The 25,511-nt window shown below is 60.0% G+C and carries 28 protein-coding genes; 21 read left to right on the top strand and 7 right to left on the bottom strand.

The window, feature by feature from the left end:
* Positions 1–271 precede the first annotated feature (271 nt).
* Positions 272–703, bottom strand: coding sequence for a hypothetical protein (locus MUY35_RS16915; protein WP_248370365.1), 432 nt, complete (start codon positions 701–703; stop codon positions 272–274).
* 3 nt (positions 704–706) lie between these two features.
* Complete coding sequence (locus MUY35_RS16910) at positions 707–1,129, bottom strand: hypothetical protein (protein ID WP_248370364.1); 423 nt, start codon at positions 1,127–1,129, stop codon at positions 707–709.
* 369 nt (positions 1,130–1,498) lie between these two features.
* Here MUY35_RS16910 and ftsH point away from each other — a divergent pair, with 369 nt between their 5' ends.
* From ftsH to MUY35_RS16895, 3 genes are read left to right on the top strand one after another with little or no spacing between them, the layout of a single operon-like run.
* On the top strand, positions 1,499–3,346 hold the full coding sequence (ftsH, locus tag MUY35_RS16905; RefSeq protein WP_248370363.1) for an ATP-dependent zinc metalloprotease FtsH: 1,848 nt from the start codon (positions 1,499–1,501) through the stop codon (positions 3,344–3,346).
* Positions 3,339–4,271: a DnaJ C-terminal domain-containing protein gene (locus tag MUY35_RS16900; RefSeq protein ID WP_248370362.1), complete on the top strand. Its 933-nt coding sequence runs from the start codon at positions 3,339–3,341 to the stop codon at positions 4,269–4,271. Before ftsH ends, MUY35_RS16900 begins: the two co-directional genes overlap by 8 nt.
* The gene (locus MUY35_RS16895) at positions 4,271–4,606 is read left to right on the top strand and encodes a chaperone modulator CbpM (protein WP_248370361.1); all 336 of its coding nucleotides are present in this window, start codon (positions 4,271–4,273) and stop codon (positions 4,604–4,606) included. The genes MUY35_RS16900 and MUY35_RS16895 overlap by 1 nt, the downstream gene beginning before the upstream one ends.
* Before the next feature lie 49 nt (positions 4,607–4,655).
* Here MUY35_RS16895 and MUY35_RS16890 read toward each other — a convergent pair whose 3' ends face one another.
* On the bottom strand, positions 4,656–5,393 hold the full coding sequence (locus MUY35_RS16890) for an SDR family oxidoreductase (RefSeq protein WP_248370360.1): 738 nt from the start codon (positions 5,391–5,393) through the stop codon (positions 4,656–4,658).
* 241 nt (positions 5,394–5,634) lie between these two features.
* On the opposite strand from MUY35_RS16890, the gene MUY35_RS16885 reads away from it, so the two are divergent.
* The 4 genes from MUY35_RS16885 to MUY35_RS16870 are packed head-to-tail and all read left to right on the top strand — an operon-like array spanning position 5,635 to position 12,450.
* On the top strand, positions 5,635–7,509 hold the full coding sequence (locus MUY35_RS16885; RefSeq protein WP_248370359.1) for an alpha/beta fold hydrolase: 1,875 nt from the start codon (positions 5,635–5,637) through the stop codon (positions 7,507–7,509).
* A 29-nt stretch (positions 7,510–7,538) separates the two neighbouring features.
* Positions 7,539–8,504: a bifunctional enoyl-CoA hydratase/phosphate acetyltransferase gene (locus MUY35_RS16880; protein ID WP_248370358.1), complete on the top strand. Its 966-nt coding sequence runs from the start codon at positions 7,539–7,541 to the stop codon at positions 8,502–8,504.
* On the top strand, positions 8,501–9,703 hold the full coding sequence (locus MUY35_RS16875) for an acetate kinase (RefSeq protein WP_248370357.1): 1,203 nt from the start codon (positions 8,501–8,503) through the stop codon (positions 9,701–9,703). The genes MUY35_RS16880 and MUY35_RS16875 overlap by 4 nt, the downstream gene beginning before the upstream one ends.
* Complete coding sequence (locus tag MUY35_RS16870; RefSeq protein WP_248370356.1) at positions 9,700–12,450, top strand: cation-transporting P-type ATPase; 2,751 nt, start codon at positions 9,700–9,702, stop codon at positions 12,448–12,450. Before MUY35_RS16875 ends, MUY35_RS16870 begins: the two co-directional genes overlap by 4 nt.
* Positions 12,451–12,506: 56 nt before the next feature.
* Here the strand turns inward: MUY35_RS16870 and MUY35_RS16865 are convergent, their stop codons facing one another.
* Positions 12,507–12,794 (bottom strand): coiled coil domain-containing protein, encoded by a 288-nt coding sequence (locus tag MUY35_RS16865; RefSeq protein ID WP_248370355.1) that lies wholly within the window; start codon positions 12,792–12,794, stop codon positions 12,507–12,509.
* Between the two features lie 35 nt (positions 12,795–12,829).
* Positions 12,830–13,249, bottom strand: coding sequence for a hypothetical protein (locus tag MUY35_RS16860; RefSeq protein ID WP_248370354.1), 420 nt, complete (start codon positions 13,247–13,249; stop codon positions 12,830–12,832).
* Between the two features lie 323 nt (positions 13,250–13,572).
* Between MUY35_RS16860 and MUY35_RS16855 the strand changes: the two genes are divergently transcribed.
* The 13 genes from MUY35_RS16855 (at position 13,573) to MUY35_RS16795 (ending at position 23,263) form a co-directional block, all read left to right on the top strand.
* The gene (locus MUY35_RS16855) at positions 13,573–14,136 is read left to right on the top strand and encodes an HdeD family acid-resistance protein (protein WP_248370353.1); all 564 of its coding nucleotides are present in this window, start codon (positions 13,573–13,575) and stop codon (positions 14,134–14,136) included.
* A 21-nt stretch (positions 14,137–14,157) separates the two neighbouring features.
* Complete coding sequence (locus MUY35_RS16850) at positions 14,158–14,928, top strand: SDR family oxidoreductase (RefSeq protein ID WP_248370352.1); 771 nt, start codon at positions 14,158–14,160, stop codon at positions 14,926–14,928.
* Positions 14,929–14,937: 9 nt separating this feature from the next.
* Positions 14,938–16,311: a F0F1 ATP synthase subunit beta gene (atpD, locus tag MUY35_RS16845; protein ID WP_248370351.1), complete on the top strand. Its 1,374-nt coding sequence runs from the start codon at positions 14,938–14,940 to the stop codon at positions 16,309–16,311.
* Entirely contained in the window at positions 16,308–16,718 is a 411-nt protein-coding gene (locus tag MUY35_RS16840; RefSeq protein WP_248370350.1) for an ATPase, read from the top strand. The genes atpD and MUY35_RS16840 overlap by 4 nt, the downstream gene beginning before the upstream one ends.
* On the top strand, positions 16,715–17,002 hold the full coding sequence (locus tag MUY35_RS16835; protein ID WP_248370349.1) for an AtpZ/AtpI family protein: 288 nt from the start codon (positions 16,715–16,717) through the stop codon (positions 17,000–17,002). The genes MUY35_RS16840 and MUY35_RS16835 overlap by 4 nt, the downstream gene beginning before the upstream one ends.
* Positions 16,999–17,301: an ATP synthase subunit I gene (locus MUY35_RS16830; protein ID WP_248370348.1), complete on the top strand. Its 303-nt coding sequence runs from the start codon at positions 16,999–17,001 to the stop codon at positions 17,299–17,301. Before MUY35_RS16835 ends, MUY35_RS16830 begins: the two co-directional genes overlap by 4 nt.
* Entirely contained in the window at positions 17,292–17,996 is a 705-nt protein-coding gene (locus MUY35_RS16825) for a F0F1 ATP synthase subunit A (RefSeq protein WP_248370347.1), read from the top strand. The genes MUY35_RS16830 and MUY35_RS16825 overlap by 10 nt, the downstream gene beginning before the upstream one ends.
* On the top strand, positions 17,993–18,283 hold the full coding sequence (locus MUY35_RS16820; RefSeq protein ID WP_248370346.1) for a F0F1 ATP synthase subunit C: 291 nt from the start codon (positions 17,993–17,995) through the stop codon (positions 18,281–18,283). The genes MUY35_RS16825 and MUY35_RS16820 overlap by 4 nt, the downstream gene beginning before the upstream one ends.
* A gap of 4 nt (positions 18,284–18,287) precedes the next feature.
* Positions 18,288–19,055 carry a F0F1 ATP synthase subunit B gene (locus MUY35_RS16815; protein ID WP_248370345.1) on the top strand — a complete coding sequence of 256 codons (768 nt, stop codon included), beginning with the start codon at positions 18,288–18,290 and terminating at the stop codon, positions 19,053–19,055.
* Positions 19,045–20,577: a F0F1 ATP synthase subunit alpha gene (locus MUY35_RS16810; protein WP_248370344.1), complete on the top strand. Its 1,533-nt coding sequence runs from the start codon at positions 19,045–19,047 to the stop codon at positions 20,575–20,577. Before MUY35_RS16815 ends, MUY35_RS16810 begins: the two co-directional genes overlap by 11 nt.
* Positions 20,561–21,451, top strand: coding sequence for a FoF1 ATP synthase subunit gamma (locus tag MUY35_RS16805; protein ID WP_248370343.1), 891 nt, complete (start codon positions 20,561–20,563; stop codon positions 21,449–21,451). Before MUY35_RS16810 ends, MUY35_RS16805 begins: the two co-directional genes overlap by 17 nt.
* A gap of 141 nt (positions 21,452–21,592) precedes the next feature.
* Positions 21,593–22,711 (top strand): hypothetical protein, encoded by a 1,119-nt coding sequence (locus MUY35_RS16800; protein ID WP_248370342.1) that lies wholly within the window; start codon positions 21,593–21,595, stop codon positions 22,709–22,711.
* Positions 22,712–22,852: 141 nt separating this feature from the next.
* The gene (locus MUY35_RS16795) at positions 22,853–23,263 is read left to right on the top strand and encodes a CBS domain-containing protein (protein ID WP_248370341.1); all 411 of its coding nucleotides are present in this window, start codon (positions 22,853–22,855) and stop codon (positions 23,261–23,263) included.
* 2 nt (positions 23,264–23,265) lie between these two features.
* Here MUY35_RS16795 and MUY35_RS16790 read toward each other — a convergent pair whose 3' ends face one another.
* Positions 23,266–24,003 carry a Crp/Fnr family transcriptional regulator gene (locus tag MUY35_RS16790; RefSeq protein WP_248370340.1) on the bottom strand — a complete coding sequence of 246 codons (738 nt, stop codon included), beginning with the start codon at positions 24,001–24,003 and terminating at the stop codon, positions 23,266–23,268.
* 471 nt (positions 24,004–24,474) lie between these two features.
* A complete protein-coding gene (locus MUY35_RS16785; protein WP_248370339.1) occupies positions 24,475–24,849 on the bottom strand; it encodes a phasin family protein in 375 nt (124 codons plus the stop codon).
* Between the two features lie 114 nt (positions 24,850–24,963).
* On the opposite strand from MUY35_RS16785, the gene MUY35_RS16780 reads away from it, so the two are divergent.
* Positions 24,964–25,296 carry a hypothetical protein gene (locus MUY35_RS16780; protein ID WP_248370338.1) on the top strand — a complete coding sequence of 111 codons (333 nt, stop codon included), beginning with the start codon at positions 24,964–24,966 and terminating at the stop codon, positions 25,294–25,296.
* Positions 25,297–25,511 lie beyond the last annotated feature (215 nt).

Raw genomic sequence — 25,511 nt, 5'->3', positions numbered from 1 at the left:
ACCAAGCACGATCCCTTGAAGAAATTCTGAAGCGGGCGGAAGAGTTAGCATCACAAGAGGTGGGGCTGTCCCCGAACACGATCAATCGTAATGCGGCGATCAAATAATTGGAGACGGTTTTTACTGTGAGCCACTCCCCATGTTCGGACTGACCTGCCGTCCGAAAACTGGACCACTTAGGTGGGGCTAGCCAAACTTGCGTGACTACGGAAACGGTTTCTGGGCCACTGATTTTATATTCCATGCTCTCCCGCAAGCGATCCCTTGATCGCTATTCTTCATCGTCCGCCTGTAGGGCAGCGACGATCAGCGCGCCGATTGCAAGGCCTGATACGACAACCAAAGCGCCAGAGCGGTGGCGCAGCAAACCGGGCAATGCCGCCAATAGCGCTGCCTGACCCTTGCGCCGGGTTTCAGCCTGACGGAGTTCGGCGCGTAGGCGTTGCTGCCGGGTCCGCCACTGAACAATAGCCAGCAAGATGAGTGCTATCACAGCGACCAGCAGGGCTACGAAAAAAAGCGCCAGCGCCGTTCCCCATAGGGGAGCGAGCAAGGCGACCAGCCCCGCGAGGAGCGCCGCCCACACTGTAATGGCAAGCAAAGCGACAACCCCGAGGATCGCCGCATTGCCAGCCACTCCGCGCAGCCGCTCTGAAACACTGGTGCGCACGGACGCCATGATATCGTCGGTTCGGCGTGACATGGCTTAATCGTGGTTCCGACGCATCAGTATCGTAACCATCAACCCAAGCCCCAGCGCCCCGAGGAACCACTGAAGTGGGTGTTCGCGAACCTGCGCCTCCATGTCCTTTTCGAGGCGCGACACCTGCTTGCCGAGCTTCTTGACGGTGCGGCGGGACTCGGCCAGCATTTCGTCGGACCAATCAGAGGCGCGGCCTTGTAAATCGTCAGCGCGTGCTTTGCCATATTCACCCATGGTTTTGGTCAGCGCGGCAATATCCTTCTTTAACTCTGCCATATCGTTCCGAATTTCACTTTCATACTTTGAAAGGTCAGAACCTTTGTTCGATTTGGCTTCTGCTGCGGTGGTTGCCATCTCTGTTCTCCTTTTGGTGTGTTTGTCCGGGCGGTTGCGAACCAAATGTTGCTGCACTGCCCACATTTTCATTTCAGCACGCTGCGAAACGGCTAGCATTAACAGCCGTCAACAACGCGGGCGCTGAAGTGCCTTAAATTGAACGTCGGTCATCAAGCCATGTTCAGCACGTGATTGGATAATACGTGTTTTATTTCATAGCGTTATGGCGCGCGGACAATTCACGGCGGAGGCGATCGTATTCACGTTGCGCGGAGCGAATGAAATTTTGTCCATCCCGTCCACCTACATGTCAACCGAGCTGTGCGCCACGGCTACCTCGACCCCAAAAACCCGACCAAAGAATAGGGCAGTTTGGGTTGCTATTTTCCCTTGCTGCCGTCTGGCCTATGTTGCCAACAATGTGGCTGTCGCGACGCCTGTATCAACCGGAGAAATCCCATGAATCGAAAGAATCAAATCAACATCTGGTACATTCTGATCGCTTTCATGGGCGTGGTCCTTATTCGCGATCTTTGGGTGCAAAGCCAAACGATCGAAGCCATTCCCTATAGCCAGTTCGAGACATATCTGGAGGACGGAATGATCGACGAGGTGGTGATCGGCAGCAATAGGATCAGCGGCACGTTCACCATTGCGCAGGAGGGCAAGACCGGGTTTGTGACAACGCCCGTGACACCCGATCTGGCCGACCGGCTGAACGAGACCGGCGTTACCTATTCGGGCGCGGTCGAAAACACGTGGTTCACCACGCTTTTGTCGTGGCTGCTGCCAGCGCTGTTCTTCGTCGGGATTTGGATGTTCGCGATCCGCCGCATGGGTGGCGGGCAGGGCATGGGCGGTCTGATGTCTGTCGGCAAAAGCAAGGCCAAGGTCTATGTCGAAAGCGATACCAAGGTCACGTTTGACGATGTCGCCGGTGTGGACGAGGCGAAGGCCGAGCTGCAAGAGGTCATCGACTTCCTAAAAAGCCCCAAGGAATACGGCAGCCTTGGTGCGCGGATGCCAAAGGGCATTCTGCTGGTTGGCCCTCCGGGCACGGGCAAGACGCTTTTGGCGCGCGCGGTGGCGGGCGAGGCGGGGGTGCCGTTCTATTCGATCTCGGGCTCGGAATTTGTCGAGATGTTCGTGGGTGTGGGCGCGGCCCGTGTGCGTGACCTGTTTGAACAGGCGCGCGAGGCGGCGCCTGCCATCATCTTCATTGACGAACTCGACGCACTGGGTCGCGCCCGTGGTGCGGGGAATATTCAGGGCGGTAATGACGAACGCGAACAGACGTTGAACCAGCTTTTGTCGGAACTGGATGGGTTTGACCCGTCCGAAGGGCTGGTGCTTTTGTCAGCCACCAACCGGCCAGAAATTCTTGACCCCGCGCTTCTGCGCGCCGGGCGGTTTGACCGTCAGGTGCTGGTGGATCGTCCCGACCGGGCAGGGCGGGTGCAGATCCTGAAAGTCCACATGAAAAAGATCACGCTGGCCCCGGACATCGAACTGGATGATATCGCCGCACTGACTACCGGGTTTTCGGGCGCAGACCTTGCCAACCTGGTGAACGAGGCTGCGTTGCTGGCGACACGGCGGCGCGGCGATGTGGTCACGATGCACGATTTCACCCATGCCATCGAACGGATCGTGGCGGGGCTTGAGAAACGCAACCGCCTGATCAACCCGCGTGAACGCAAGATCGTGGCCTATCACGAGATGGGTCATGCGCTGGTCAGCATGGCGCTGCCGGGGGTGGACGAGGTTCACAAGGTCTCGATCATTCCGCGCGGGATCGGGGCGTTGGGCTATACGATCCAGCGCCCGACCGAGGACCGGTTTTTGATGACCGAAGCTGAATTGCGCGACAAGATCGCCGTTCTGATGGGGGGCCGGGCCGCCGAAACACTGGTGTTTGGGCATTTTTCCACCGGGGCTGCCGACGATCTGGCGCGGGCCACGGATATCGCGCGGTCGATGGTGGCGCGGTATGGGATGGACGCCGACCTTGGCTCGGTCAGTTATGAGGCCGAAAGGAACAGCTTTCTGGGCGATCGCCCGCCGGGATATTTTGAACGCAACTACAGCGAAGCGACAGCCGAGGCGATGGATCAGGCTGTGCGCGAGGTGCTGCGCGAAGTCTCGGCGCGGGCATTGGACATTCTGACCAACAACCGCGACATTCTTGAGCGTTCCGCCACGCGTCTGTTAGAGGTAGAAACACTGGATGAAGCCGCGTTGCGTGATCTGGCACAAGGTCTGCGTGGGGCGGCAGAGGACAAGCCGAAGGTTGCAGCCAATGAGTGACGATCCCTACAAGGTTCTTGGTGTTGCCAAGGATGCCACAGAGGCCGAGATCAAGAAGGCCTATCGCAAGCTGGCCAAAAGCCTGCACCCCGATCTTAATCCGGGGGACAAGGCAAAGGCCGCCGAGTTTCAGGCCGTCTCGGCCGCCTATGACATCATCGGGGATGCCGACAAACGCAAGCGCTTTGACGCGGGCGAGATTGACGCAAGCGGGCAGGAGCGGCCACAGCGGCAATATTACCGCGAATACGCCGACACCGACCCGCAGGGGCGATACGCGTCCGGCGCGGGGTATGGCGATTTTGACGATCTGTCTGATGTGTTTTCAGACCTGTTCGGCGCGCGGGCGCAGGCGCGCACTGGGCGCGCGCAGGGGTTTGCCGCGCGCGGGACGGATGTGCGTTACCACCTCGAGGTCGATTTCATGGATGCCGTGCGCGGCGCGAAACGTGCTGTCCCTTTGCCTGATGGCAGCGCGATTGACCTGACCATTCCAGCGGGCGTGCGCGATGGGCAAACCTTGCGGTTGCGCGGCAAGGGGCAGCCGGGGTTCGGGGATGGGCCTGCGGGGGATGCTTATGTCTCGATCACTGTGCGACCCCACAAGGTGTTCACGCGGGATGGCAACGACATCGAGATTGAGGTGCCGATCACCTTTGACGAGGCTGTTTTGGGCGCAAAGATTGAGGTGCCGACCCTGACAGGCAAAGTCGCAATGAGCGTGCCCAAGGGCGCGTCATCGGGGCAGCGGCTGCGGCTGAAGGGGCGGGGCGTGAAGCCCGCCAAGGGGGCGGCAGGCGATCAGTATGTGCGCCTGAAGATCGTGACACCAACCAAACCTAACGCCGATATGGAAGCGATTGCGCGGCAGTGGCGGGACAAGGTCGATGAAGACCCCCGCGCTAAGCTCTGGAGGGATGTGTGATGCTGAATGAACAGGATGTTGTTGCCACCGTGCGCCGGGTCGAGCTGCGCGAGCTTCGGCTTTGGGTCAACGAAGGCTGGGTCAAGCCCGCACAGGGTGAAAGCGGCCCGGTGTTTGACGATCTGGATGTGGCGCGTATCCGGTTGGTGTGCGATCTGCGCAAGGACATGTCACTGCCAGACGACGCGGTGCCGGTGGTTCTGTCGCTGCTGGATCAGGTCCACGGGCTACGGCGCGAGTTGCGCGGGCTGGTCGAGGCCGTCGAGGCGCAGCCTTCAATGACAAAGAAGGCCGTGATCGAAGCGTATCGCGCAAGACTGCCCGACGACGACTGACGCGGGGACTGACGCGGGCGCCCCAAGGGTCGGGACGCCCGGACCGGGATCATCGCAACATGACGCTGCCGCCATCGGCCATCACGGTTTGGCCAGTCATGTATTGGCTGCCGTCGCTCAGCAAGAACATCACAATGGGCGCGATGTCTTTGTGGGGGTCGCCGAAGCGGCCTAGGGGCACTTTGGCGGCGACTTCGTCATATTGGGCGCGGTGCGACTCTTTCCATTGGATGACCCCTTCGGTCAGGGCCAGCGGGGATACGATGTTGACCCGGATGCCATCCTTGGCCCACTCGTTGGCGGCAACGCGGCTAAGACCGCGGATCGCCTCTTTCGCGGCGGCATAGCTGGCTTGGTTCGGTTGCCCATACAAGGCAGCACCCGAGCCGAAGTTCACAATGGCACCGCCGTTCTTGGCCAGTTCGGGATGAGCTGCCTGCATGAAGTTCAGCGTGCCCCAAAACCCGGTGTCGAAGGACAAGGCCCAATCCTCGGGCGTTTGGTCAAGCAAGGGTTTCTGCCGCGAGGCATGTGCATTGTTGACCAGCCCCGTCAGCTTGCCGAATTTCGACACGGCAAGGCCGACGGCATCGTGTGCCACCTGCTTGTCCGAGATATCGCCCTTCAGAAACGCGATATGGTCGGGGTGGGCTTTGGCAAGGGCTTGTCCGGCTTCGTCATTCAGATCGACGGCCACAACCCGCGCGCCGTTTTTCGCAAGCTCTGCGGTGATCGCACCACCAATACCCGCCGCACCACCTGTTACGATAATAACCTGATTTTTCATCCCGCTATGCCTTTCGTTTGCTGCAAAACTTGTCTGAATGGTGCGCTGCACCGAAAGTGAAAGATAGCGCAATCGGCTGTTGGTGAATTAACTGTGATCAACATTGGCATTTTGTCGCGCAAACCGGTCGACTTAACAGGCGTTAATGAAGAGGTGGGCGGCTGTTCCTAGTGTGAGGATGTATGCGGGTTTCTCCGCGCCCGGTGGTGTGACCGGGCCTTCGACGCGAAAGGGAAAGAAGATGTCACGGGCAAAGAAGAATGACGCGGTGCAGACGGACAAGGTCTTGCCCCTTCACCCCCAACGCGACGGCGCCGCTGACGCCGCCAGCCACAGCGATCCGGCGCTCCAGCCGCTTCCACCCGAGTTGTCGCTGCGGTGTGACCGCGTGTTGCCCGACAATTACAGCACCGAGAGCCTTGACCATGCGATCAAGGCGCATCTGGCCCGGTTCACCATGGGCGTCACGCCCTTCGGTTTGTCGTCGCTTTTCTTCGATTGGTGGGTGCATCTGGCCGGCTCGCCCGGAAAACAGGTGCAGCTGATGGAAAAGGCGATGCGCAAGGCGGCGCAGCTGGCAATCACTACCGGCCAGCAGATGCAAAAGGGGGAAGCTGATCCCTGTATCCTGCCGCTTGAGCATGACAAGCGTTTCGATGCGCCCGAATGGCAGCAATGGCCGTTCAACCTGATTTACCAGAATTTTCTGCTGACCCAGCAATGGTGGTATAACGCCACCAACGATATTGACGGCATGTCGCGCCGCGATGAACAGGCGGTGTCTTTCGTTGCGCGCCAGCTTCTGGACCTGATGTCGCCGTCCAACAGTATTTGGACAAACCCCGAGGTGATCGCCAAGACAACGCAGGAAGGCGGGGCGAACCTGATCCGCGGCGCGCAGAACATGATCGAGGATTGGGAGCGCGCGATTTCCGGCAAACCCCCCGTGGGGGCCGAAGATTATCTGCCGGGCCGCGATGTGGCCGTGACGCCGGGCAAAGTCGTCTATCGCTCGCACCTGTTCGAGCTGATCCAATATGCGCCTCAGACCGACACCGTCGCCGCCGAACCGATCCTGATCGTGCCGGCTTGGATCATGAAATACTATATCCTTGACCTGTCGCCGCATAACTCGTTCGTGCGCTATCTGGTCGAACAGGGGCACGCGGTCTTCATGATCTCGTGGCGCAACCCGGATGCGAACGACCGCGATCAGGGCATGGCCGAGTATCTGGACGCAGTGGACCAGGCGCTGGACGCGGTGGGCGAGGTCGTTCCCGACGCGCCAATCAACGCCGTCGGCTATTGTCTGGGCGGCACGCTTTTGGCGACCAAGGCCGCGCAGATGGCGCGCGATCACGATGACCGTTTGAAAACCATGTCGCTGCTGGCCACCCAGGTTGATTTCAAAGACCCCGGCGAATTGCAGCTGTTCATCAGCGAAAGCGAGGTGTCATTCCTTGAACATATGATGTGGGATCAGGGCTATCTGGACACCAAACAGATGGCGGGGGCGTTCCAGCTTCTGCGCTCGACCGACCTGATCTGGTCGCGTTATGTGCATGAATATCTGATGGGCGGTCGGCAGGGGATGTTCGACTTGATGGCGTGGAACGCGGACGCGACCCGGATGCCATACAAGATGCACAGCGAGTATCTGCGCAGCTTCTATCTGGATAACGCGCTGTCGCAAGGGCAATACGAGGTCGGCGGCAAGCCGGTCGCGATCACCGACATTTCGGCGCAGGTATTCTGCGTCTCGACCACCGGGGATCACGTCGCGCCGTGGCAATCGGTTTACAAGCTGCATCTGCTGTCGGACACGGATATCACGTTTGTTCTGACGTCGGGCGGGCACAATGCGGGGATCGTCAGTGAACCCGGCCACCGCGGGCGCAGCTATCAGATAACCACCACGCCCCATGCCGCCAAATATGTGCCGCCCGAGGATTGGCGCGCGCAAGCGCCGTTGAAGGATGGATCATGGTGGCCGGAATTTGTAACATGGCTGCGCGCCCATTCCAGTGGAACCGGAAAACCACCACATATGGGCGGCACTGAAAGCCGGGCCGTGCCGATGGGCGATGCGCCGGGCACCTATGTATTCCAACGCTGACCATTTAGTCAGGGACAAGGATAAATCATATGAAAATAAGTGATAACGCGGCGGTGCAAGCTCATGAAGGCTGGCGCCCGGATCGGCTGGAAGGTCTGGAACAGCTCGCGCGTGAGATTGAGCCCATCAAGGTCGCTGTTGTTTGCCCAGAGGATGGTCCAAGTCTGACCGGCGCGATGGAAAGCCAAACACGCGGGTTGATCGAGGCTGTTTTGGTTGGCGATGAGGCAAAGATCTGGCAGGCCGCTGACGATGCTGGCCTTGATCTGGGCGATACTCCGATCATAGCGGCCGACACCGCCGCACGGGCCGCTAGGACGGCGGTCGATCTGGCCGTGGCTGGCAAGGTGGGCGGCTTGATGAAGGGCGCGTTGAAAACCAGAGTGCTGATGCACGCCATCATCTCGGAAAAAGCGATGCGCACGGACCGACGGATCAGCCATGTCTTTGCCATTGATGTCGCAAGTTATGCGCGGCTGTTGTTTGTATCCGACGCGGCGATCAATATTCGCCCGGACCTGTCGACACTGCGCGATATTACCAGCAATGCGATAGATTTGGCCCATGCGCTGGGAATAGCACGGCCCAAGGTCGCGCTTCTGTCGGCCTCGGAAAATATCAACGAACAGATCGAGTCCACAATCTTCGCGGCGGCGATTTGCAAGATGGCGGACCGGGGGACGATCTCGGGCGCAGATGTTGACGGCCCGCTGGCGATGGATCTGGCGATCTCGCCCAAGGCGGCGGCGATCAAGGGGATTGTATCGGACGTGGCGGGGCAGGCGGATATTCTGATCGTTCCCGATCTGGTGTCGGGCAATATTTTGGTCAAGGACCTGGACTATCTGGCAAATGCTGAAACGGCTGGCATTGTAATGGGTGCGAAGGTGCCAATCGCCCTGACCAGCCGGGCGGATACGGTGGCGCAGCGATGTGCCTCGGCGGCGCTGGTTCGCCTTGTGGCGGCGCGAACGCAGGGGGGGGGCAATAAATGAGCGATCAGCTGGTTGTGACTTTCAACGCCGGATCATCCAGCCTGCGCTGTGGTGTTTTCAAACTTGCGGCAGACGGGCCGTTGCAGGTGAGAAATTTCCACATTCGCGGGTTACCCGGTCAGATGCTGTTGACGGAAAAGGACCTCAAAACGGGTCGCTTGCAGGAATTCGATCTTGGCGCACCGTCAAGCGCCGACCGCGCCCATCCCGAGGCGCTGACCCACATGCTTGCGCGGCTGGATGCGCTGTCTGATCTAGGAAACATTGCCGCCTTTTCGCATCGGATCGTGCATGGTGGGACCGATCATGCCACGCCGGTTAAGGTGACCGATGACGTTCTGGAGCGGTTGAAAAAACTAGAGCCACTGGCCCCCAGTCACCAGCCGCACAACCTGCGCCCGATCCGCCAGTTGCGCGCGCATTACCCCGGCATCCCGCAAATTGCCTGTTTCGACACCGCGTTTCATCGCACGCAACCGCGCGTGGCGCAGATTTTTGGCCTGCCGCGCGACCTGACGGATGATGGGGTATTGCGCTATGGGTTTCACGGGCTGTCCTATGACTATATCGCGCATACGCTGGCGCGGTCGTATCCCGATCTGGCGGCAAAGCGGATTATCGTCGCACAACTGGGACGCGGGGTCAGCGTGTGCGCGATGAAGGATGGCCGCAGTGTTGCCACCACAATGGGGCTGACCGCGCTGGACGGCTTGCCGATGGGGCGGCGCTGCGGGGCGCTTGACCCCGGCGTTGTGCTGCATCTGATCATGGACCGTGGTCACAGCCCCGAAGAGGTGCGCGCCATGCTTTACGAACAATCGGGCCTGTTGGGGGTGTCAGGGATCACCGGCGAAATGAACGATTTGCTGACCAGCGACCGCGCCGAGGCCGCCGAGGCCGTCGATTTCTTCACATACCAGTGCGGCCGCAGCTTCGGGTCGCTGGCCGCGGCGATGGGTGGTGTGGACGGTGTGGTTCTGACCGGCGGGATGGGTGAACACATCCCAACCCTGCGCGCGAGGTTGGTGCGCGAACTGGCGTGGCTGGGCGCGGAACTGGACGAGGTCGCGAACGGGCTGGGCGGGCCGGTTCTGACCACGGATCAAAGCCGCTTGCCGGTCCTGATGTTGCCCACCGACGAAGAACGCGTCTTGGCGCGTCGAGCCTATGAGGTGCTTGAAGGGCACCCGACTGCATGACGCGCATAACCGACACGAAGGCCGCAACGATGGGCGCGCAACAGATTGCCGAGTTTGCCAAGCCGGCTGCATCTGTGGCGCAAGCGTTGGGCGTGGACCCGGATGTCGGGCTGACAGGCGGAGAGATCGAAGCGCGCCGAATACGCTATGGCCCCAACCAGTTGCGCGCCCACACCAAACAAAGTGCTTTCGTCATATTGGCGCACCAGTTTGAAGGTGTGATCGTCTGGCTTCTGGCGTTTGCGGCTGGCATGTCCTTTTACTTTCACGATTTCGCTGAAGGCATCGCGATCACCGTCGTTCTGGCGATCAATGCCGCGATCGGGTTCTTCACCGAACTGCGCGCCGCACGATCGATGGAGGCACTGTTGAGCATCGCCTCGGTCACGGCCCGCGTCCGGCGGGGTGGGCAAGCGGTGCGTATTGATGCGCATGATCTGGTGGTGGGTGACATTGTCCTGCTGGATGCAGGCGATATGATTGCCGCCGATTTGCGGCTGGTTGAGGCGTCGAACCTGCAATGTGACCAATCCGTTCTGACCGGCGAATCCGTGCCTGTGGACAAGAAGACTGACCCGGTGGCACCGGATGCAATGATCGGGGACCGATCGTCTATGGTGTTCAAGGGCACGGCGATCACGCAGGGGTCGGGGATCGGCATTGTGACCGCGACCGGGATGTCAACCGAGCTTGGCCATATCAGCCATTTGGTGCAAAGCGCGGACGCTTCAGCGTCGCCCTTGGAAAAGCGTTTGGACCGGTTGGGGCACCGGCTGGTCTGGCTGACGCTGGGCCTGGCGGTCTTAGTGATCGGTGCGGGTATCCTGCGCGGACATGATATCACGGCGATGGTACAGACCGGCGTGGCGCTCGCGGTGGCGGCAGTGCCCGAAGGTTTGCCGGTGGTTGCCACCCTCAGCCTTGCGCGCGGAATGTGGCGTATGGCGGCGCGCAACGCCATCATCTCGAACCTGTCATCGGTGGAAACGCTGGGCGCGACCACAGTTATCTTGACCGATAAGACCGGCACGCTGACCGAAAACCGCATGACGGTTGTGCGTTATCTTGTTTCGGGTGCCGAGGTGGATGTGACCCGACCCGACGACAACATGCAGTTTGAAAGTGAGGGGCAGTTGGTCGACCCCGAACAGGACACGCGGTTGCGCGACATGCTGCGCGTTGGCGCGCTTTGCAACGGTGCATCGCTGGGGCAAGGGGGCGAGGCACCGGCAGGCGATCCGATGGAACTGGCCTTGCTGCGGGTGGCCGGGCGGGCCGATCCGGCGCGCGAGCCCTTGTTGCAGGACTGCGAGAAGGTCCGTGAACACGCCTTCGATCAGGACAGCAAGATGATGGCAACCGTCCATCGCAACGAAGGCGGCTTCCAATATGCGATCAAAGGCGCGCCCGAGGCGGTAATGGACGTCTGCACCCATGTATTGGGACCGGACGGCACACAGAAAATGGACGCCGCCGCGCGCGCCGACTGGCTGGACCGCAGCGCAACCGCCGCGGCTGACGGGCTGCGTTTGCTGGCCATGGCGACGAAACAGACAGATCGTGACGATGCGGCCCCCTATGAGGGCCTGACGCTGGTCGGCATGGTTTGTCTGCGTGATCCCTTGCGCGAAGATGTCGCTAGTGCCATCGCCGCCGCCCGGGCCGCTGGCGTGCGCGTGGTGATGATGACGGGCGACCATGCCGACACTGCCGCCGCCATCGCTCAGCAGGCCGGATTGGGCACCGATGCCCGCGACCTGATCGTGATTGAGGGGCAGGAGCTGGCCGATTTTGACCCCGATGCGACCGATGGTGCATTGCGCGACCGCATCCTTGCCGCCGACGTTTTTGCCCGTGTAACACCGGCCACCAAGCTGAACCTCGCAACGCTCTATCAAGCCAACGGTCATATCGTCGCGATGACCGGGGATGGCGTGAATGACGCGCCTGCCCTGAAGAAAGCAGATATCGGCATCGCCATGGGCCAGCGCGGCACCGAGGTCGCCCGCGAGGCCGCACATATGGTGCTGCGCGACGATTCCTTTGGCACCATTATCGCGGCAATGCGTCAGGGGCGGGTGATTTTCGACAACATACGCAAGTTTGTGATCTATCTGATGTCGTGCAATGTCAGCGAGGTGCTGATCGTCGGTCTGGCGGTCGGCGTGGGCCTTCCGATGCCCTTGTTGCCGCTGCAAATCCTGTTCCTGAACCTTGTAACGGACGTATTCCCCGCCTTTGCGCTGGGTCTTGGCGCGGGTGACGAGACCGTCATGGGTCAACCTCCGCGTGACCCGGCCGAAGAAATCATTGATCGCAGCCGTTGGACCGATATCGGTGTTCTGGGCGGAGTGATCACGCTGGCGACGCTTGTTGCGTTCTGGTTGGCACTGCACTGGTTGATGCTGGACGTCGGGCCTGCTGTTACAGTGGCCTTCCTGACGCTGGCGCTGGCGCAGTTGTGGAATGTGTTCAACGTGCGGGTGCCGGGCGGGCAGGTGTTCGTCAATGATGTAACGCGCAATCCGTGGATATGGGGGGCCATCACATTATGTCTTGGCCTGATTGCAGCGGCGCTTTGGGTGCCGGGCCTGTCGAGCGTTCTGCAACTGCCAGATCCGGGCGGCACCGGGTTGCTGTTGGCGGCTGTTGCCAGCTTGGTTCCGTTGGTGATCGGGCAGATCTATATCATTCTGCGCCCGGTGCACCTGCGCACATCATACGCAAGGATCGCTGCTGTGAAATAAACAAACAGGGCCACCGATGTGGTGGCCCTGACATTCACTGATCGGCTGATTTCCGATCAGGAAAACCGCTTCCATGCACGCTTCATCGCGTCGCCCATCTCGTCCCAGGCAGCTTCGACGCCGGTTTTCATGTCTTTCCACGCTTCGCCTTGCGCGTGCGCCAGTTCCTTTAACCGCTCTTCAGCCTTCTTTTGATGGCCGCGCAGCTCTTCGACTTCTTCCAAATACTTCACCCGTGCGGCGGCCTGTGCTTCTTCGGCTTTGGCGCGCAACTTGGCGATTTCGGCGTTCCATTCGTCAAGCTGGGCTTGCAGTTTGTCCTGATAATCTTCTTTTTTGTCCATGTTGTTCTCTCCTGATGTTTGGGGCGAAGATGGACTTATTTGCCCTTTTTCGTCACCATTTTTGTATTTTCAACATTATCGCCAATTGGCTCAATCTCGTAGCTAAAAAGAGTGCTGGCGCATTGGGCCATCATTTCAGTGCAGTCTTTGACGTCTTCTGCCATGCGCTCCATCGAATGGGTTTGCCAGTCTACGATCTCTTTCATTGCGTTTACCGGATCGGCGCCGCCATCCGCTGACAGGCGCTTGCCAGCTTCAATCATCGCCTGTGTCGCTTCCTGCCGACGTTCAAGCCAAGCTGACGAAAACTTCCCGACTTCATGAGAGATTCGCTGCGGTGCTTGCAAGAATTGCTTTGTCAGAGGAGAGAGAAATCTGGGGTTCAAGGAAAATTCAACCTGCGCTGCGTTCAGCGCGTCCATCTCTGACGGGGTCATGTTCATGTGGTCGGCCATCCCATTGTCCTTTCGTTTGATACCAGCTGTCGTCTTGAATTCTGGCCTGTATCGCCGGGGCCAGCATTAACAGGCGTCAACGATTTCGGGTTTCGCAGTGCCCTGCTGCGGTTCGGCGGATGCTTGCCAGAACATTGATCCCGGTTAATGTCGGAGCGTTGGGACTGCCTATACTAATGGTCAGTGATTTTCATTTTTTCGCATGGGTGACCATGGCCGATGAAAGACGAATGCGCCGCCTGGATCAGACGATCGAGAAACTGAAGAAACCGGCGGGAAACCGTGTGGTTTCCAACTGGCCCAAATGACAAGGACGAAGAGAAATGGAAGAGATGATTGATTTTCTACAGCGCAGTTGGTGGGTATTTCTGCTGCGCGGCATGGCGGCGATTGTGTTCGGTATCATGGCCTTTGTCTGGCCCGCATTGACCCTGTCGGTTCTGGTCATCCTATTCGGGTTTTATGTGTTGATCGACGGCGTCTTTGGCTTGATTGATGCCATCCGATATCGTGATCGGCTGACGCGGGTGTGGCCCTTGGTGCTGGATTCCGTGCTTGGCCTTGTGGTGGGTCTGATGACCCTGCTGTGGCCGGGCGTCACGGCTCTGGTATTGTTGATGTTCATTGCCGCCTGGGCGGTGGTTGGCGGGTTGCTCAGGATCGTTCTGGCCTTCCAGATCCGCAAAGAGATCACCGGCGAATGGGTCCTGATCGTGGGCGGCGTCCTGTCGATCCTGTTCGGCGGCCTGCTGGTGGCATTGCCCCAAGTAGGGCTGGTCACGCTGGTCTGGTTGATCGGCTTCTACGCGGTCGCGCTTGGTGTGTTGTTTGCCATGCTGGCGCTCAGACTGCGCAAGCTGGGCAATACCATCGACACTTTTGCCTGAATGAGTGAAAGGAGACATCTCATGAAACGCTTGCAAGACAAGATTGCCCTGATCACTGGTGGCGCGGCGGGGATCGGTTTGGAGACAGCCCGTCTGTTCCTGAACGAAGGCGCCAAGGTCGCGCTGGTCGATCTGGTAAAGGATGATCTGGCGAAAGCCGCGGGCACCCTGGATGGGCTGGGCGAGGTGCTGACCATCGCCGCCGATGTATCCAAACCCGACGACGCGGCGCGCTATGTCCGCGAAACCATGGACGCCTTTGGCCGCATCGACGTGTTTTTCAACAACGCGGGGATCGAGGGCAAAGTCGCCTCCCTTGTCGATCAGAAGATCGAGGATTTCGATCGTGTCATAGCCGTCAACGTGCGCGGCGCTTTTCTGGGGCTTCAGCACGTCCTGCCCGTGATGACGGATCAGAAATCCGGCAGCGTCATCAATATGTCGTCGATCGCCGGTCTTAAGGGCAGCCCCAATGTCGCTCCCTATATCACGTCTAAACATGCGGTTGTCGGTCTGACGCGTGCGGCTGCGATTGAAGTCGGCGCGACTGGTGTGCGGGTCAATTCTGTCCATCCCTCGCCGGTCAACACCCGTATGATGCGGTCGTTGGAAGACGGGTTCAGCCCCGGCCACGGCGACGCCGTAAAGGAACAGCTGACCGCCAGCATCCCGCTGGGCCGTTATGGCGAATCCGCCGATATTGCCGCTTTGGTCCTGTTTCTTGCCTCGGACGAGGCGGCGTTCATCACAGGTGCGCAATATCCCGTCGATGGCGGTATGGCGGCAGGCTAGGTGGATCAGATGACCCAAACCCAGACCGGCACTGTGACCGCCATTCGCGGTGGCGTGGTGGACGTGGCCTTTGAGGATGAGGCACCAGGCATTCATACCCTGCTGTATGCAGACGGTGTGCCGCTTGAGGTCGCATCCCTGGTGGGCGCCGGCGTGGTGCGTGCCATCGCGCTTGGCCCCGTGCGTGGACTGGGGCTTGGGGCGCCCGTCACTTCGACCGGCGGGCCGATCACCGTCCCGGTGGGCGAAGGCGTGTTGGGTCGGATGCTGAACGTCTTTGGCGACCCGCTTGACGGGTTGCCGCCGCCCTCTGCCATCGCGCATCGGGGCATTCACCAGCCACCGCCGCGCCTGTCCGACCGCGTATTGCGCGCCGAGGTGCTTGAGACGGGCATCAAGGCCATCGACCTGCTGTCGCCTATCGAACGCGGCGGCAAGACCGGGCTTTTCGGCGGCGCGGGCGTGGGCAAGACCGTGCTGTTGAGCGAGTTGATCCACAACACGGTTGAACATCACCACGGCGTCAGCCTGTTTTGCGGCATCGGCGAACGCTCGCGCGAGGCCGAGGAGCTTTGGCGCGAAATGGGCGAGGCCGGGGTGCGCGACAAGATGGTGATGCTGTTTGGCCAGATGAACGAGGCCCCCGGCGTCCGGTTTCTGGTCGGCAATTCAGCCCTGACCATGGCCGAATATTTCCGCGACGACCGGGCGCAAGACGTGCTGCTTCTGATCGACAACATCTTCCGGTTCGTGCAAGCGGGGTCCGAGGTGTCGGGGCTTTTGGGCCGGATGCCATCGCGTGTCGGATATCAACCGACATTGGCGACCGAGCTTGCGGCGCTGGAAGAACGGATTGCGTCGACCCGCAAGGGGTCGATCACCTCGATCCAGGCGGTCTATGTGCCTGCTGACGACTTCACCGACCCGGCCGCGGCGCATATCTTCTCGCACTTGTCGGCGTCGGTCGTGTTGTCGCGAAAACGCGCAAGCGAGGGGCTGTATCCGGCGGTTGATCCGTTGGCCTCGACATCCGTGATGCTGACCCCGAATGTCGTCGGTCAGCGGCACTATGACATTGCCCGCGCCCTGCGCCGCACCTTGGCGGAATACGAAGATCTGCGCGACATCATCGCCATGCTGGGGATCGAGGAGCTGTCAGCCCATGACCGCGCTGTTGTCGCCCGCGCCCGCAGGCTTGAGCGGTTCCTGACCCAGCCGTTCTTTACCGTCGACGCGGCAACCGGCACTTCAGGCAAACTGGTGCCCATCGCCGATACGCTGGACGGGTGCGAGACGATCCTGAATCAGACCTCGTTCGACAAGCCCGAAAGCGCCTACTACATGATCGGCGCGCTATCCGATCTGAAAGAGGAGGCCGCATGAACATGGCGTCCGACATGCAGATCAATCTGCGATTGCCGTCGAAGGTTCTGTTTGACGGGGCCGCGACACATTTGCGGGGTGAAGCCGCCGACGGTGGGTTTGGCATCCTTCCCAACCACGTGGATTTTGTCACCGCCCTTGTGCCCTCGGTCCTGCTGATCCGGCAGGCAGATGGCGTTGAGCGGATATTCGGCATTGATGAAGGGCTGTTGGTCAAGAAGGGTCACGCGGTCAAGATTGTCGTTCGGCGCGGGGTCGAAAGCGCCGATCTGGACGCGTTGCGCGAAACTGTCGGCAGCAGCTTTGAAAGTCTGGAAGACGAAGAACGCGTCGCCCGCGCCGCCCTGTCACGGCTAGAGGCTGACATGGTGCGCCGGTTTGCAAGTCTCAGGGAGCCACATCCATGACGGAAGACGACGATAAGTCCGCCGTTGATATCGGCAAGCACGCGCAGCGGATGAAGGCTGCCCGCGACAACCCCGGCCCCAGCCCGCTGCGCGGCATTGGCACCTTTGGGATGATTGGCTGGTCAATCGCCGTGCCAACCGTTGGCGGCGCATTTCTGGGCATGTGGTTGGACCGGATCGCGCCACAGGCGTTTTCCTGGACCATCGCGCTGCTTCTGGGCGGTTTGGTGATCGGGGTGATCATCGCCTGGGGTTGGATCAGCAAAGAAGGAAAAGGACGATGACGGCAATTGACTGGACATGGGTCGGATGGGGCGCCTTGGCCGGCGGTTTTGCAAGCGCCCTGTTCTTTGCGGGCCTAGCCTGGGGCATGACCCGCGCCTTGGCGTCGACCCGCCCGACCATGATCCTGATGATCAGCAGCGCGGTGCGGATCGCGGCCCTTCTGGCCGTCGGCTGGCTGGTGGCGGGGCAGGGGGGCTGGGCGCTTGGGGGGTTTGTGCTGGGCTTCGTGCTGGTGCGTTTCGCCATCCTTATCGTGGCCCGCCGCCCGGCCCCTGACAGGGGGACGTCATGCAACTGACACCTGACGACAGTATCCTTTTTACGCTTCTGGGCCTGCCCGTGAACGCCACGATTTTCAACACGTGGATCATCATGGCGGTGCTGGCCGGTGTTGCCGCGCTGATCACCCGCAACCTGCGGCCTGACGTGCCGCCGAACCGCTGGCGCACCGCGCTTGAGGTGACGGTGAACGGCATCGTCAGTCAGATCGCCGAGATCACCGGCCGCCACGACCCGCGCGTGCTGTATTTCTCGGGCACGCTGTTTCTGTTCATCGTCACGGCCAACCTTCTGACCGTGGTGCCCGGCTTCGACACGCCAACCGCATCGCTGTCCACCACCGTGGCACTTGCCTTGTCGGTGCTGATCGCCGTGCCCATGTTCGGCATCGGCAGTCGGGGGATCATGGGGTATCTGAAAACCTATATCGAACCTTCGATCATCATGCTGCCCTTCAACATCATCAGCGAGTTTTCCCGCGGGATATCGCTTGCGATCCGCCTTTACGGCAACATCATGTCCGGCGCGGTGATCGCCGCGATCCTTCTGGGGGTGGCGCCGTTCTTCTTCCCAGTGGTGATGAACATGCTGGGGCTGCTGACGGGTGTCATCCAAGCCTATATCTTCGCCATTCTGGCAACTGTCTATATCTCGTCCGCGACGGCTGTTCAGCCGGCGTCCGACACCTCTGAAACCACAAAGGAAACACCATGAGCGATCTTTCCATCATTGCCGCCATCTCGATCTTCACGGCGGGGCTGACCGTTGCGATCGGCGCGCTTGGCCCGGCACTGGGCGAAGGGCGCGCGGCGTCAACGGCGCTCAGCGCCATTGCCCAGCAGCCCGATGCCTCGTCCGACCTGTCGCGCACCTTGTTCGTCAGCCTTGCGATGATCGAATCCACAGCGATCTATTGCTTCGTCGTCGCGATGATCCTGCTGTTTGCCAACCCGTTCTGGGAAGCAGCGCTGAGCGCGGCAAGCCAAGGGGCCGGAGGCTGACATCATGTCGATAGACTGGATCACGGTCGGGGCGCAGATCGTCAACTTTCTGGTGCTGATCTGGCTTCTGAAAAAGTTCCTGTATCGTCCCATCCTTGATGGCATCGACGCCCGCGAGGCTGAAATCTCGGAACGGATGGGTGAAGCCGCAGCCGTTCGGACCAGCGCCGAGGTGAAAGAGGCCGAATACAAGGCCCAGATCGCCGAGCTGTCCGCTAGCCGGGCCGAGATGCTGGAAAACGCCCGCCGCAAAGCCGATGCCGAGCGCGACGCTCTGCTGGCCGAAACCCGCACCCGGTTGGAGAAAGAACAGGCCGAGCGCGAGGCGCGGCGCGCCGAAGAAGCCCGCGCGTTCACCGAAGAGCTGCACCAGAACGGCGCGCAGGCCCTGCTGGACCTGACGCGCAAGGCCTTGGCGGATCTGGCGGACGAAACGCTGGAACAGCGGATTGCCTTGCATGCGGCAGGGCAGTTGAAAGACATGGCAGACAACCTGCGCGATGCAGCGGGCGACAGTTGCGACGCAACCGTTCTGACCCGCGACCCTTTGCCTGAAGACGTGCAGGACCGGCTGCGCGATGAACTGGCCGCGATCCTGCCAGATTTCAGGTTGCGCTTCGACACCGATGCCGGTCTGTCGCCGGGGTTGAACCTGCGGCTTGGTGGGGCGCAAGTGGGTTGGACTACCGACAGTTATCTGAGCGGTCTGGACGCCGTGCTTGAAGACCGGGTGGGCCGGCCTATTCGAAAGGGGCTGACCGATGCGGCCTGATCTGAAGCCCAGCCAAACGGTGCGCGATCTGGTGCAATCGCTGCTGGACAGCCCACCCCCCGCGCCCGAGGTCAGCGAAGTCGGGCGCGTGGCCGAAGTGGGCGACGGCATCGCCATCGTGACGGGTCTGGCGCGCGCGTTGGCAGACGAGCTTCTGGATTTCGCCTCGGGCGTGCGGGGGATCGTCTTTGATGTCGAGCCGGGGCGGCTAGGCGTCGTGCTGCTTGGCCCCTCGCAAATGGTCAGGTTGGGCGAAGATGTGCGCCGCACGAAACGGGTGGTCGGTGTGCCGGTTGGCCCGGCCTTGCTGGGCCGTGTCGTCGATGCGCTGGGGCGCCCGCGCGACGGGGGTGATCCCATCGACAGCGCCACCCACGCCCCGGTCGAAGCCGAAGCCCCCGACATCCTGCACCGCCGCGCTGTGGCCCGCCCCTTGGCCACCGGGCTGAAGGCGGTCGATGCCGCCGTGCCCGTCGGGCTGGGTCAACGCGAGTTGATCATCGGCGACCGGCAGACCGGCAAGACCTCGATCGCGGTGGACACCATTCTGAACCAGAAGAAGACCGGCGTGATCTGTATCTATTGCGCCATCGGTCAGCGGGGCGATGCGGTGGCCAAGGTCATCGGCGCGATCCGCGATGGCGGCATGATGAAGCAGTCGGTGGTCATCTCAGCCGGGGACGAGGATGCGCCGGGCCTGTCATACATTGCACCCTATGCCGCAATGTCGGTCGCCGAAAGCTTCGCCGCCGAAGGCCGCGACGTGCTGGTTGTGCTGGATGATCTGACTCACCACGCGCATTCCTATCGCGAATTGTCACTGCTTCTGCGCCGTCCGCCTGGGCGCGAGGCGTTTCCGGGCGACATCTTCTATGTCCATGCGCGGCTTCTGGAGCGGGCGGGCCAGTTTCGCGAAGGCGCCGGGTCGATCACCGCGCTGCCGGTTGTCGAAACGCAGGCAGAAAACCTGTCGGCCTATATCCCGACCAACCTGATCTCGATCACCGACGGGCAGATATACCTGTCGCCGCGATTGGTGCGCACAAACCAGTTTCCCGCTGTCGATCTGGGCGTGTCGGTCAGCCGTGTGGGCGGCAAGGCACAGGCCCGCGCCTTTCGCGAGGTGGCGGGCAACCTGCGCGTGACCCTGTCGCAGTTCGAAGAGTTGGAGGAGTTCGCCCGCTTCGGCACAAGGCTGGATGACGACACCCGCGCGCGTCTGGCCCGTGGCAGCGCCGTGCGTGCCGCCCTGCGCCAGCCCGAACGCGACCCGATGGCCGCGAATGAACAACTGGCCGTCCTGATCGCCGCGATGGAAGGGCTGTTTGACGGCATGGACGAGGCCGGGACACAAGCCGCGATCAAAGCCGTTCGCGACAGGATCCGCACCGATGACGCGGGTCTTGCGCAGACGATTGCCGACAATGACAAGCTGACCGATGAAGCGCGCGCGCAAATCGTCGCTATCGTGCGGGCTGCGGTGTCGCGGCAGGCAGGGGGTGGCGATGGCCCAGACGCTTGAACGCCTGACCCACCGCACCCAGACGATGACCAGCATTCGCGGCATCGTGCGGACAATGAAAACTATGTCGGCGATCAATGCGCTGCCCTATGAGCAAGCCGCGCAGGCGATCGAGGCGTATCAAGACACCGTTTTGCAAGGGTTTCACGCCTTCGTGCGCTGCCACGGCCCGCTGCCGGACGAAGCCGACCCAGACGCCGCGCCGATCGTCATCGTGTTCGGGTCCGACCACGGCCTTTGCGGCAATTATAACGAGATCGTCGCGACCGAGGCCCAGACCCTCGCAAGCCCCGGCGCGCAGGTCATTTGCATCGGGGCACAGATGGAGGATGCGTTGTTCGGGCAGGGCATCCGCCCCGTCACCACCCTGCTGCCGCCCGCAACAGCCGACGGGCTGGCGCGGCTGTCCGGGCGGCTGATCACGCTGTTGGACCAGATGCGACCTTCGGGCCGATCAACCGCCCTTTCGGTGTCGTTGGTGAATATGGAGCGCGCCGCCCATGGGTTGCAGAACCCGGTGACGCAACAGCTTTTGCCGCTTGAACGCAGCATGACCAAGGATCTGGCCCACCGCCCCTGGACCTCGCGCAGCCTGCCGCAATTTCGCATGGAGCCTGACCATCTGCTGGCATCCCTGATCCGCAGCTATCTGTTTGCCCGGCTTTATCGTTCCGCGGCCGAGGCTATGGTGACCGAAAACGCGGCCCGGCTGGCCCGGATGCAGCAGGCCGAACAGTCGATTGACGACCAGTTGGAGGTGCTGAACGCCGAACTCCGCACCGTGCGCCAAAGCGAGATCACGACCGAGCTTCTGGACGTGATCATCGGGTTCGAAGCCCTGAAAAAGCGCGACAAGCGCAAGCCAGAACCGTAAACCACACCAATTTACCGGCGGTTGTCCAGCGCGTGTTAACCGCGGTCAAAGCATCCTGACCAACGACACGCTATCGTCTGGATATGCTGACCGGATGGGCCAAGTCCCTTCGGATAAACTGTCCTGATAGAAAGAAAAGAAATGCTCTATATTGACCTGCCGACACCGCACGAAATTGGAAAACTTCACCTTGTTCGTTCGGATGCATGCATCTCAATCTATCTTGCCACGACGCCTTTGACCCAAGAGATTGGCAATAGCCGCACGACATTGCGTCAATTGGTTAAGACCGCCATCCAGCAACTTGAGGCAGCAGAGATCGAAAAGCGCCGCATCTGGCTGCTGGAAGAGAATTTCGATACCATTCTGGAGGATGATGAATACTGGGAGCATCAGGCCCATAGTCTTGCCATTCTCGCAACACCCGAGAAGTTGCTTACCTATCGGTTGGCAAACAAGTTGGTGGATACGGTCGCGGTTTCGGACCGCTTTCACCTAAAACCGCTGCTCAGAGCCACCACTTTCCCAAACGCGGCCCACATTCTGGCGGTTTCGGAAAATGCGGTGCGGCTGGTCGAAATCTCAAGCGACCTGCCCGCAACTGAAATCAGGGTTCCGAACATGCCCAAAGATGCGGCAAGTGCTGTTGGCAAAGCCTCGATCAATGACAGCGGTGCTGGACGACGCATTCATGGCAAAGAGGGCCAAAAGGTGCGTTTGGGACAGTATATCCGCAAGGTCGACGCGGCGCTGCACCCTGTATTGGCCGGTTCGGAGATCCCGTTGATTTTGGCATCTACGCTGCCGGTTGCATCCCTTTTCCGGTCGTTGAGCCGCCTTTCCTTGCTGGACGACATGATCGAAATGTCGCCCGACCAAATGACAGATGCCGAATTGGCACATGCCGCTCGACCAATTCTGGATGCCCATTACGCGCAACGGATTGCAGAGTTCCAATCCCATTACGACGCGAATGCAGCCCAGAGCAGGGCGACCACGGATATATCGGACGCCGCACGGGCGGCTACCTTTGGCGGGGTCGAAACGTTGCTGGTTGATATGGACGCAGTCATTCCGGGCACGGTCGATGAAACCAGCGGTGTCGTTAACTTTGCGCCTGACGCTGGTGCAGACAGCTATGGGGTGGTCGATGAAATCGCTGGCCGGGCGCTGCGCACAGGCGCGCGGGTTGTGGCGGTTCGCAAACAGGATATCCCCGGCGAAATGCCACTTGCGGCAATCTTGCGTTATGCCGTTTGAACAGCCACAGCGCTCGGGCGGGCTAACCATTGCACCTCGGGCGCAGGGTCGGTTCGCGGCTCGGAAAGATTGCAGTTCTTATCCGGTCATGAAGGGTAACATGACCAAACAAGTTGTTGTAAACGTTGCGGAGATTTAGGGATGTTGGTAAGCTGCATTATGCGCACACCCGTTACGACCATCGGTCCGGGCACGTCGGTTCGGGCGGCAGCGGCTTTGATGGCCAAACTTGATCTGGGCGTTTTGCCCGTCTGCGAAAATGGTCGGCCAGTGGGTATTTTGACGGACCGGGATATCGTGATCCGTTGGGTTCCCGAAGCCGTCGCTGACCGCCATATTGCCCCGATCATGACGCCTGCGATCGTGACGTGCCGCGTGGACCAGACGGTTGAGCAGGCGGCCTATGTTATGTCGGCCAAGCAGATCAGACGGCTTGTTGTTGTGGACGATGCCGGCAACCTTGTTGGGATCATATCTGTGGACGATATCGCGAACGACGCGAGCGAGGAATTGGCGGGTCAAACCTTGGGCGAGATCGTAGAAGTGCGGTAACGCTAGTGCGTTCTTTGCACCAGTATTTCGTGCTGAAATGTTTTCAGGTCGATCCCAGCGATTTCACATAATGCGTCAACGTTGTTCAGAACGATGTCGGTGTTCGTCGGATGGGCGATGATTCCGTCGCGCTCGAACAGACGCATGGTCCTGCAGACATGGACGTTGCTTAGCCCGGTAAACTCGCCGATCTTGTGCTGCGTCATTGGGAAGGCAAAACGGTTGTCTTCGACCAATCCGGCCGCATCAAGCCGCACGTAAAATTCCAGCAGTGCATAGGCAATGCGGTTGGCCGCTGCCCCTTTGCCCGTCCGCAGCAGTATTTCTGCGACACGGGCCTGTGACCTGACAATTTCCCCGGCCACAAGTTCGCGCAGCTTTGCCATCTCGGGTTCGGGACCATTCGCCTGTGCCGGTCGAACGGCAATGAACCGCGCATCACTTAACGCGTCGACCGAACAGGCTGCCACGGGCGCGTTGGTCGCGCCGATCAGCGCGAAATCACCCGGCAGCATCACGTCGATAATCTGGGTTTCGCCATCGGGCAGCATCTTGGACAACGCCAACCAGCCTTCCAGCAGAAGGATGGAGTGATCTGCGAAATCATCCTCTTGAACGATGATTTGTCCCTTTTGCGCTGTTTCGACATTGGGCTTTGGATGCATGCCCATAAATACATCGACAAGCGACTGGCGGTTGTGACCGAAAGGCAGCGTCTCAATTTTGCTTTGAGTTTTCATCGCTCTCACTTTGTCATGTTAAGCTGGCATAGCTTTCAGGATCGAAGCATAGGCAAAAGTAGCTTACCGTGACAGGATGCAGATGTATTGTCCAGTTGCACGCATGGGCGGTTTTCAAGCGTGTGAGGCCAGTTCAGATTGCAATAGATGCCAAAAACGCGATGTGAGGACGCTCAACTACCGCCAGCCGACGCCGTCACGAGGTTGAACTCTAGCAGAACAGAACGGTTTTCGGTGACGCGCCGTTTCTATTAGAACCTAGTCAGGCTTTCGAAAATTGCACCCGCCCTGTCAGGGTTGGCGCCTCCGAACGGCTACCGCGCTCGCGCGTCTCAACTCTATGCGCGTCGGCTTGGCCGCCAAACAGCCACACGAAGAAGACAAGCTGACGCGACCGCAGTAAATCGGATACCAATGTCAATTCAATCCTTGCGGAGACTATCCGCATTGGGCTTTGCTATCTTAGCTGAGTTAGTGTTTTCCTTTCTTATCGCTTTCGCCTGTTTGACCAGTGCAACGTGAACACATATCCACCCATTCCTGAAAATCCGCAGCTATACGTTCCGTCGAGTGCTTCTGCCAATCTGACATCACTTCGAGCATTGCAGCCGGATCAGAGGGCCCTGCTCCTACGATTTCATTGGCCGCTTCTATTGCGGTTTCGGTTGCCTCTTTGCGGCGGCTGAACCAGTGATCTGAATACTCTTGCGCTTCTTTCAGAAAGCGTTGCTGCGCTTCCAGCACATTCGTCATCTGTGCGCCCATCAGCGGATTGGCTGCCATCAGGCTCTGTGCTTGTTTTAATATATCGGGAACCGCCGAGATGTCGGGTTTTGACTGTGCCATGTGTTTCTTCCCTTCGTGTGGTTGTGACGTGAACCTTAATTATGGATCATGCCTCCGCTGGGCGCATTAACTCTCGTTAAATCCCGTTTCCACGCCTGACCCAAGGAGTTCTCAATGGGCGGCGATTTTGCGCAGGCTTCGGTTCGGCGCATATTACAAACAATCATATCTAGACGCGCCAATAGGCTTCGCTTAGTGGCGCAAGCAGAAGCTTTGGAGCGCTTTGATCGTCGGAAGGTGGCATCGCCTTATCCGAATCTGGATCTCGATTTGCCACCAGCAATTAGTGACCATTTACATCTGGTCACTTCCGAACCTCCCAAGACGCTTGAAGGTCGTCGCTACAGCGATGAAATCACGTCTATCGTGTCTGACTATATCGCAAGCCGAAACCGTGTTGAGGATGACCCAGCCGAACTTAGGAAAATTGCTAATGATGTGAAGTAACGCAGGGCTGTCTTAGCTCAATTCGCTGAAGCGACGAACGTGACTGATCGCTCAAACCTACGACAGGAAGACTTGTTTTACTATGTCAGTGTTTTGGAGAGATTGCCAAAGATCTATCGAAAAAGCCCAGACGACCAAGCACGATCCCTTGAAGAAATTCTGAAGCGGGCGGAAGAGTTAGCATCACAAGAGGTGGGGCTGTCCCCGAACACGAT

Source organism: Aliiroseovarius sp. S1339 (assembly GCF_023195695.1).
Taxonomy (GTDB): Bacteria; Pseudomonadota; Alphaproteobacteria; order Rhodobacterales; family Rhodobacteraceae; genus Aliiroseovarius.
Note: the sequence above shows the minus strand (reverse complement) of the source record. Positions and strands in the feature narration are given on the sequence as shown.

Excerpts from the sequence above, each read along its gene's own strand:
- MUY35_RS16810 (WP_248370344.1), top strand. The coding sequence starts at position 19,045 with ATGCGGCCTGATCTGAAGCCCAGCCAAACGGTGCGCGATCTGGTGCAA.
- MUY35_RS16910 (WP_248370364.1), bottom strand. The coding sequence starts at position 1,129 with ATGAAAATGTGGGCAGTGCAGCAACATTTGGTTCGCAACCGCCCGGAC.
- MUY35_RS16795 (WP_248370341.1), top strand. The coding sequence starts at position 22,853 with ATGTTGGTAAGCTGCATTATGCGCACACCCGTTACGACCATCGGTCCG.
- MUY35_RS16850 (WP_248370352.1), top strand. The coding sequence starts at position 14,158 with ATGAAACGCTTGCAAGACAAGATTGCCCTGATCACTGGTGGCGCGGCG.
- MUY35_RS16785 (WP_248370339.1), bottom strand. The coding sequence starts at position 24,849 with ATGGCACAGTCAAAACCCGACATCTCGGCGGTTCCCGATATATTAAAA.
- MUY35_RS16885 (WP_248370359.1), top strand. The coding sequence starts at position 5,635 with ATGTCACGGGCAAAGAAGAATGACGCGGTGCAGACGGACAAGGTCTTG.
- MUY35_RS16815 (WP_248370345.1), top strand. The coding sequence starts at position 18,288 with ATGTCGATAGACTGGATCACGGTCGGGGCGCAGATCGTCAACTTTCTG.
- MUY35_RS16880 (WP_248370358.1), top strand. The coding sequence starts at position 7,539 with ATGAAAATAAGTGATAACGCGGCGGTGCAAGCTCATGAAGGCTGGCGC.
- MUY35_RS16875 (WP_248370357.1), top strand. The coding sequence starts at position 8,501 with ATGAGCGATCAGCTGGTTGTGACTTTCAACGCCGGATCATCCAGCCTG.
- MUY35_RS16860 (WP_248370354.1), bottom strand. The coding sequence starts at position 13,249 with ATGGCCGACCACATGAACATGACCCCGTCAGAGATGGACGCGCTGAAC.
- ftsH (WP_248370363.1), top strand. The coding sequence starts at position 1,499 with ATGAATCGAAAGAATCAAATCAACATCTGGTACATTCTGATCGCTTTC.
- MUY35_RS16825 (WP_248370347.1), top strand. The coding sequence starts at position 17,292 with ATGCAACTGACACCTGACGACAGTATCCTTTTTACGCTTCTGGGCCTG.
- MUY35_RS16820 (WP_248370346.1), top strand. The coding sequence starts at position 17,993 with ATGAGCGATCTTTCCATCATTGCCGCCATCTCGATCTTCACGGCGGGG.
- MUY35_RS16800 (WP_248370342.1), top strand. The coding sequence starts at position 21,593 with ATGCTCTATATTGACCTGCCGACACCGCACGAAATTGGAAAACTTCAC.
- MUY35_RS16840 (WP_248370350.1), top strand. The coding sequence starts at position 16,308 with ATGAACATGGCGTCCGACATGCAGATCAATCTGCGATTGCCGTCGAAG.
- MUY35_RS16805 (WP_248370343.1), top strand. The coding sequence starts at position 20,561 with ATGGCCCAGACGCTTGAACGCCTGACCCACCGCACCCAGACGATGACC.
- MUY35_RS16780 (WP_248370338.1), top strand. The coding sequence starts at position 24,964 with ATGGGCGGCGATTTTGCGCAGGCTTCGGTTCGGCGCATATTACAAACA.
- MUY35_RS16900 (WP_248370362.1), top strand. The coding sequence starts at position 3,339 with ATGAGTGACGATCCCTACAAGGTTCTTGGTGTTGCCAAGGATGCCACA.
- MUY35_RS16830 (WP_248370348.1), top strand. The coding sequence starts at position 16,999 with ATGACGGCAATTGACTGGACATGGGTCGGATGGGGCGCCTTGGCCGGC.
- MUY35_RS16835 (WP_248370349.1), top strand. The coding sequence starts at position 16,715 with ATGACGGAAGACGACGATAAGTCCGCCGTTGATATCGGCAAGCACGCG.
- MUY35_RS16790 (WP_248370340.1), bottom strand. The coding sequence starts at position 24,003 with ATGAAAACTCAAAGCAAAATTGAGACGCTGCCTTTCGGTCACAACCGC.
- atpD (WP_248370351.1), top strand. The coding sequence starts at position 14,938 with ATGACCCAAACCCAGACCGGCACTGTGACCGCCATTCGCGGTGGCGTG.
- MUY35_RS16855 (WP_248370353.1), top strand. The coding sequence starts at position 13,573 with ATGGAAGAGATGATTGATTTTCTACAGCGCAGTTGGTGGGTATTTCTG.
- MUY35_RS16865 (WP_248370355.1), bottom strand. The coding sequence starts at position 12,794 with ATGGACAAAAAAGAAGATTATCAGGACAAACTGCAAGCCCAGCTTGAC.
- MUY35_RS16890 (WP_248370360.1), bottom strand. The coding sequence starts at position 5,393 with ATGAAAAATCAGGTTATTATCGTAACAGGTGGTGCGGCGGGTATTGGT.
- MUY35_RS16915 (WP_248370365.1), bottom strand. The coding sequence starts at position 703 with ATGTCACGCCGAACCGACGATATCATGGCGTCCGTGCGCACCAGTGTT.
- MUY35_RS16870 (WP_248370356.1), top strand. The coding sequence starts at position 9,700 with ATGACGCGCATAACCGACACGAAGGCCGCAACGATGGGCGCGCAACAG.
- MUY35_RS16895 (WP_248370361.1), top strand. The coding sequence starts at position 4,271 with ATGCTGAATGAACAGGATGTTGTTGCCACCGTGCGCCGGGTCGAGCTG.